Annotated in this window: 7 protein-coding genes and 1 pseudogene; all 8 read right to left on the bottom strand. The window is 71.0% G+C overall.

Annotated elements, in window-relative coordinates; all coding sequences use genetic code 11:
• Nucleotides 1-724: pseudogene (locus tag QH283_RS27735) on the bottom strand (hypothetical protein); the annotation flags it as partial.
• Nucleotides 725-867: 143 nt separating this feature from the next.
• The gene (locus QH283_RS27740) at nucleotides 868-2,373 is read right to left on the bottom strand and encodes a YifB family Mg chelatase-like AAA ATPase (protein ID WP_280505878.1); all 1,506 of its coding nucleotides are present in this window, start codon (nucleotides 2,371-2,373) and stop codon (nucleotides 868-870) included.
• Entirely contained in the window at nucleotides 2,373-2,729 is a 357-nt protein-coding gene (locus QH283_RS27745; RefSeq protein WP_280505879.1) for a YraN family protein, read from the bottom strand. The genes QH283_RS27740 and QH283_RS27745 overlap by 1 nt, the downstream gene beginning before the upstream one ends.
• A 99-nt stretch (nucleotides 2,730-2,828) precedes the next feature.
• Complete coding sequence (locus tag QH283_RS27750) at nucleotides 2,829-3,134, bottom strand: DUF2469 domain-containing protein (RefSeq protein WP_011210678.1); 306 nt, start codon at nucleotides 3,132-3,134, stop codon at nucleotides 2,829-2,831.
• A 46-nt stretch (nucleotides 3,135-3,180) separates the two neighbouring features.
• Entirely contained in the window at nucleotides 3,181-3,936 is a 756-nt protein-coding gene (locus QH283_RS27755; RefSeq protein ID WP_280505880.1) for a ribonuclease HII, read from the bottom strand.
• A gap of 21 nt (nucleotides 3,937-3,957) precedes the next feature.
• Nucleotides 3,958-4,734, bottom strand: coding sequence for a signal peptidase I (gene lepB / locus QH283_RS27760; protein ID WP_280505881.1), 777 nt, complete (start codon nucleotides 4,732-4,734; stop codon nucleotides 3,958-3,960).
• An 83-nt stretch (nucleotides 4,735-4,817) separates the two neighbouring features.
• Nucleotides 4,818-5,159, bottom strand: coding sequence for a 50S ribosomal protein L19 (rplS, locus tag QH283_RS27765; RefSeq protein WP_011210681.1), 342 nt, complete (start codon nucleotides 5,157-5,159; stop codon nucleotides 4,818-4,820).
• Nucleotides 5,160-5,291: 132 nt separating this feature from the next.
• The gene (locus QH283_RS27770) at nucleotides 5,292-6,248 is read right to left on the bottom strand and encodes a hypothetical protein (protein ID WP_280505882.1); all 957 of its coding nucleotides are present in this window, start codon (nucleotides 6,246-6,248) and stop codon (nucleotides 5,292-5,294) included.
• Nucleotides 6,249-6,570 lie beyond the last annotated feature (322 nt).

Below are 6,570 nucleotides of genomic sequence, written 5' to 3' on the forward strand. Positions count from 1 at the left end.
ACCCGGTGCTGCATCGCGAGCCAACCACCGCGAGGGCGCGCTCGGTGACCTCGAGCAGCGAGCGGGAGCCGCGCACCCACAGCACCAGCGGCACCGCGCCGTCCGGCTCACGCGCGATCTCCGACCTGGTCAGCCCGAGCATGCGCCAGGCAGGCCACTCCTCGTCATCGGGGGTCACCACGCGACCGCCCGACCGCCGCACGGCCTCGATGTCGGCCGCCGCCCGATCGACATCACGCCGGGCACGGACGGCGGCGCGCAGCGATTGCGGCAACTCGCGTTCGCGCACCGCCCTGGCCGCTTCCAGCACGCCGACCGACTCGATCAGAGCCGACAGCGGCGCACACGGGCCCTGCACCACGCGGGAGAGATACACCCAGGCCGATCTCCGCCGTTCGTCCTCGGACACCGCGCCCGGATCGTGGACGGGTGCGGGCGGGGTACCGTCGCGCCGGAGAGCACCGCAGGGAGAACCGGGCTCGACGTCTCCCTGCGCCGCCGAGCCGCGGCCGTATCCCGCTCCCGCGTCGGCGACCTCGATCGGCTCCACCGGCGCGGGAAGATCGGAAACCTCCTGCCCGGCAACGACTTCACCGTCGGGATGCGAACCCGCGACAGTGCTCGGTCCGTGAATCACGTTCTCGCCGTTGCCGTTGTGGTTGCCGATGTCGCTGCCGTGGACTCCGGCCGATCCCGCGACCGCGACGTCGCCGGGGGCGTACACAGCGCGACGACGGGCCGTCGCGCCGGTTCGACATGCCCGTGATTCCCCGGGCAGCCCAGACATTACCTCGGACACCACGGCCGTCCTTCCGAAATCGTCGAATTCCATGGGCATTTCCGGCATGCCCTGCGCGGGCAGCGACATCAGGCGCTCCGGCGACGAAAGTTCAACGCCAGCATCACGTCCCGCGCCGAGGGCAGAGCGCCCCCGCGAAGATCGCAGATGGTCCAGGCGACCCGGATGGCACGGTCGGCGCCTCGCGCGGAGAGCCTGCCGAGCCGCACCGCGGCCTCCAGCGGGGCGACCGTGTCGGCGGGTAGCGGAAACAGTCTGCGCAGGATGTGGCCGGGCACCTCGGCGTTGACCCGCCACCCCTCGGACCGCCAGCGCTCGTCCGCGCGTTGCCTGGCGAGCGCGACCCGCTCCCTGACCTCGGCGCTGCTCTCCCCCGCCGCCGCGGTGTGCACCGGACCGGTGTGTCCGTGCATGCGCACCCACAGGTCGATGCGGTCCATCAGCGGGCCGGACAGTTTGCCCAGGTAGCGGCGGCGCACCGTCGGCGGGCAGACGCAGTCGATGTCGCGGGCGGGGGCGCAGGGGCAGGGGTTCGCGGCCATCACGAGCTGGAAGCGGGCCGGGTAGCGCGCCACCCCGTCGCGGCGGGCGATGCGGACCTCGCCCTCCTCCAGCGGGGTGCGCATGGCCTCGAGCACCTTGGTCCCGACCTCGGCGCACTCGTCGAGGAACAGCACGCCGCGGTGGGCGCGGCTGACCGCGCCGGGCCTGGCCGATCCCGAGCCGCCGCCGATCATGGCGGTGACCGAGGTGGAATGGTGGGGCGCGACGAAGGGCGGCGCCGTGACCAACGGCTGCTCCCCCGTCAGCGCGCCCGCCATGGAGTGGATGGCCGTCACCTCCAGGGACTCGGCCGGGGTGAGCGGCGGCAGCAAGCCGGGAAGCCGTTGCGCCAGCATGGTTTTGCCGATGCCGGGCGGCCCGGTGAGCAACAGGTGGTGCCCGCCCGCCGCCGCGACCTCGAGCGCCCAGCGCGCCTCCTCCTGCCCCACCACCTCGCTCAGGTCGCCCGGTGGGACGGTGGTGTCGGGCACCGGGCCGTCCGGTACGGCGAGCACGCCCTCCCCGCGCAACCAGGTGACGAGCTCACGCAGACTGCGGGCGCCGAGCACCTCGATGCCCTGGACCAGCCCGGCCTCCGGCAGCGCCTCGCGCGGCACCACCACCCGGGGACAGCCCGCCGTGCGCGCCGTCATGACGGCGGGCAGGATGCCGCGCACCCGGCGCACCCGGCCGTCGAGCGCGAGTTCGCCGAGCAACACCGTCTCGGCCAGCCGGGTGGAGGGCACCGCGTCGGCGGCGTTGAGCACCGAGGCGGCCAGGGCCAGGTCGTAGACGCTGCCCACCTTCGGCAGGGTGGCCGGGCTCAGCGCGAGGATCACGCGCCCGTCCGGCCATTTCTCCCCCGAGTTGGCCACCGCCGAGCGCACCCTGTCCCTCGATTCGGACAGGGCGGTGTCGGGCAGGCCGACCAGATGGACCGACGGCAGCCCCTGGCCGATGTCGGCCTCGATCTCCACCAACCTGCCGTCCACGCCGGCCACCGCCACCGAATGAGCCCGCCCGAGCGCCATCAGAAGACCGCCGCGAGATGGTCGATCCGGGGACGCTGCCCCGGCATCATCAGCACCGAGACCACGTCGAAGCGGATGGGCTGCCACGGACCGTCCTGCTCGGCCAGCCACAGCAGCGCCAGCCTGCGGATGCGCTGCTGTTTGCCGACGGTGACGGCCTCGGCGGGCGTGCCGAAGGTCAGCGTCCTGCGGGTCTTGACCTCGACGAAGACGGTGATCGCGCCGTGCCGGGCGATCAGATCGAGCTCACCGTGGCGGCACCGCCAGTTCCGCGCGACGATCTCCATGCCCGCGTCCCGCAGGAACCGGGCGGCCAGTTCTTCCCCTCGTGCGCCGAGCGCCTGTTTGTCTCCCACCCGGCCATCGTGGCCGGAGACCGATCAGGCGACGAGGACGCGAGCTGGGGTTTTGCACCGCCCTGTGCACAACCTGGCGGCTGTGGACAACCGGCGGGGCTACTCGGGAAGCCGCAGGTCGGGCTTCTCCAGCTCCTCGATGTTGACGTCCTTGAACGTGATGACCCGCACGTGCTTGACGAAGCGGGCGGGCCGGTACATGTCCCAGACCCAGGCGTCGCTCATCCGCACCTCGAAGTACACCTCGCCGTCGGCGTTCTGCGGGCGCAACTCCACCGAATTGGCCAGGTAGAAGCGACGCTCGGTCTCCACCACGTACGAGAACTGACCGACGATGTCCTTGTACTCGCGATACAGCGAGAGCTCCATCTCGGTTTCGTACTTCTCGAGGTCCTCGGCACTCATCGGGTGGGACGTCCTCCTTCTCGGCGCACTGCGTCGTATTACGACATCATCCCGCATGCGCCGACTCGGCAGCCACCCGGCCGTCGTCGACACCCCCGGCGAGTACCTCGCCTGCCTGCGCGAGGGCGTCGCCGGACAGGCGCAGCCCCAGCTCCTCGCGGACGTTACGCCAGGATCTGCGGTGCTCGGGACAGGGTCCGAGCCGCTTCAGCGCCGCGGTGTGCTCGGATGTGTTGTAGCCCTTGTGGGCCGCGAAACCATACCCCGGATGGCGGCGGTCCAGATCCACCATGATGCGGTCCCGGGTGACCTTGGCGAGGATACTGGCCGCCGCGATACAGGCCGCGGTGGCGTCGCCGCCGATCACCGGCAGCGACGGCACGGCCAGGCCGGGCACCCGGAAGCCGTCGGTGAGCACGTAGCCGGGCCGCTGCCGCAGACCGGCCACCGCCCGGCGCATGCCCTCGATATTGGCCACGTGGATGCCGATGGCGTCGACCTCCCAGGCCGGGATCACCACGATCTCGTAGGCCAGCGCCAACCTGGTGATGACCGGGAACAACTGCTCGCGGGTGGCCTCGGTGAGCTTCTTGGAGTCGTCGAGGTCGGCGAGCCGGTCGTAGGCCTTGGGCGCGAGCAGGCAAGCGGCCACCACCAGCGGCCCCGCGCACGGGCCACGTCCGGCCTCGTCGACCCCGGCCACCGGGCCGAGCCCGCCGCGGATCAGGGCCGCCTCCAGCGTGCGCAGGCCGCCCGCCCTGCGCATCACCATGCGCGGCGGCCACCCCGTTCGTACCGTCACGTCGCGATCCTCCCCGCCGATCTAGCCCTGCGGGTCCTCGGAGTGCAGGGGGCCGATGCGGTTCAGCGGCCAGATCTTGACCACCGCCTTGCCCCGCACGTTCTCGATCGGCACCGTGCCCTGGAACTCGTCGCCGACATGGGCGCGCGAGTCCGCGGACTGGTTGCGGTTGTCGCCCATCACCCACAGGTGCCCCTCGGGCACCAGGACCGGACCGAACACCCGGCCGGAGGGGTAGGAGGCGTTCTGCTGGCCGGGCAGCCAGCGGAAGTCGTTCTCGACGTAGGGCTCGTCGAGCGCCTTGCCGTCGACCATCACGCGGCCCTCCGCGTCGCAACACTGCACGGTCTGCCCGCCGACCGCGATGACCCGCTTCACCAGATCGTTCTCGTCCGGCGGCACCAGGCCGAAATAGGACAGGAAGTTCTGCACGCCGCGCACGACCGCGTTGTCCGACCGGATGGACTGGTAACGGGTGTTCCACGACTCCGGGCCGACGAAGACGACCAGATCACCCGGCTGCGGGTCGGAACCGTAGTAGCTGATCTTCTGCACGTAGATGCGGTCGCCGATCTGCAGCGTCTCCTCCATCGACTGGGAGGGGATCACATAGGGTCGCCCGACGAAGGTGACCATCAACGCGGCGATGACCGCGGCGATCACGACGAGAATCGGTAGTTCCTGCCAGAAAGGCCGCTGGGTCTTGGCTTTTCGCGTCTGCTTGCGGCGGCGGCGCCCGCCGCCCGCGCCCTCGTCGTCCGAATCGGACACTCGCACCGATCCACTTTCGTCTGCCACGCCGAACAGACTAGCCCGGCACCGGAACGTACGTCCGATGCCGGGCCAGTCGAAGCTCGGTTGTGCCCGTCAGGGGCGAGCGCTCAGCGCTTCTCCTTGATCTTGGCAGCCTTGCCGCGCAGGTCACGCAGGTAGTACAGCTTGGCGCGGCGGACATCACCGCGGGTCACCACGTCGATGTGGTCGATGTTGGGGCTGTGCACCGGGAAGGTGCGCTCGACGCCCACACCGAAGGAGACCTTGCGGACGGTGAAGGTCTCGCGGATGCCACCACCCTGGCGACGGATCACGACGCCCTTGAAGACCTGGATGCGCTCCTTCGAGCCTTCGATGACCTTCACGTGCACGTTCAGGGTGTCACCGGGACGGAAGTCCGGGACATCGCTGCGCAGCGACTTTTCGTCGACGAAGTCAAGGGTGTTCATTTTCATCCTTCTGGAGTTCGCGCGAACAGAGGACCCTGGCGGCACACGTGTGCGCGACCGGTTCATGCTCCGATTCAGGGGATGCTCCCGGGGTGGGAAAAGCGCCCAGGGCAACCCGAGCATTGTGCCAGATCAGCGCGGCGCCGCGGAAATCAGCCCCTCGTCTTCACCGTCACCGTCACCGTCGCCTGGCTCGCCCGGCTCGGCGCTCTCCCCGCGCTGCCGCACCTGCGGCCGGTCGGCGATCCACGGGAAGTGGTGCCGGTGCGGCGAGGGCGGGGCGGGTACGACGGTGCGGCTGAGCTCCGCCTCGGCCGCGGTGCGCACGTGTTCGACATCGGGTTTGCCCGCCACCAGGTCCTGCACGAAGATCTTGGCCCGGATCACCGGACGCCGATAGCGGCGTTCCCGCACGATCGCCCGCGCCATCAGCCTGCGCCGGTCCCCGTACCGCCAGCGGGCCCACGGCGCACCCGGCCTGCTCAGCCGCAGCGCGCCGACGACCAGCAACGGCGGGAAGAACATGCCGAACAGTCCGGTCCAGATCTTGCCCTTGGCGATGACCACCGCCGCCATCGCCAGATTCGCCAGCGCGAACCCGACCGCGACCACGTGCCCCCAGGTGCCGAGCGAGTCGCGGAAATCGTTGATCTCGAGCAGCGACAGCGGGTGGAAACCCAGCAGCAGCAGGCCGGTCACGGCGAGCGCGACGAAGACCGCGTCCACCGAGGTGCGCCCCTGCTCCTCCCAGTAGACGTCGCGCAAGTAGTAGATGAGCGCGAACTCGTCGAGCACCAGCGCCGCGCCGACTCCGAAGCAGGAGGCCAGCGCGGCGGCCACGGCGGTGCTCGCCTCGTCGAGCACGACGACCATGCCGAGACCGGAGCCGAGCACCAGCACCACCCCGAAGACCATGTGGTGGATGTGCACGTCCCCGGCCCTCAGGTTGCCCGGCCACCAGCGCACCTTCGCCCTGATCATCCGCACGCTGAGCCGGATGAACAGGAAGCCGACGATGAACCCGAACAGGAAGCACAGCAGCGGCAACCGGCCGGTCGCGAGCACATCCTCTTCGAGCCACCGTCGCATCGCCGCCGATCCCTCCCGCCGTCGTCCGGCTCGCAGCTCACCTCGCCGGCGCCCGGCTCCGCTCCCGGCCGCGGGAAAGCTTCAGCCGCCGAAGCCGGCCCGGCGCAGCGCGTCGGCCATCGAGCCGCTCGGAGCGGGCGCGGGACGCCTGCCCTGAGCATCCTTCTGCGGACGCCCCTGACCATTCTGCCGTCCCCCGCCGCCCGCGGGTTGCGAACCGCCGCGACGCGCGCCCTCGCGCCGGCCGCCCCCCTCGGCGCGGGCCGCCCCCGGTTACTAGTCCAGCCGCAGCGACAGGCCCAAGCGCAGACGCGCCCCGTCC

Origin of the sequence: Nocardia farcinica, assembly GCF_029867845.1 — a bacterium.
In the GTDB taxonomy this organism is placed as follows: Bacteria; Actinomycetota; Actinomycetes; order Mycobacteriales; family Mycobacteriaceae; genus Nocardia; species Nocardia farcinica_A.

Excerpts from the sequence above, each read along its gene's own strand:
- QH283_RS27770 (WP_280505882.1), bottom strand. The coding sequence starts at position 6,248 with ATGCGACGGTGGCTCGAAGAGGATGTGCTCGCGACCGGCCGGTTGCCG.
- QH283_RS27740 (WP_280505878.1), bottom strand. The coding sequence starts at position 2,373 with ATGGCGCTCGGGCGGGCTCATTCGGTGGCGGTGGCCGGCGTGGACGGC.
- rplS (WP_011210681.1), bottom strand. The coding sequence starts at position 5,159 with ATGAACACCCTTGACTTCGTCGACGAAAAGTCGCTGCGCAGCGATGTC.
- QH283_RS27750 (WP_011210678.1), bottom strand. The coding sequence starts at position 3,134 with ATGAGTGCCGAGGACCTCGAGAAGTACGAAACCGAGATGGAGCTCTCG.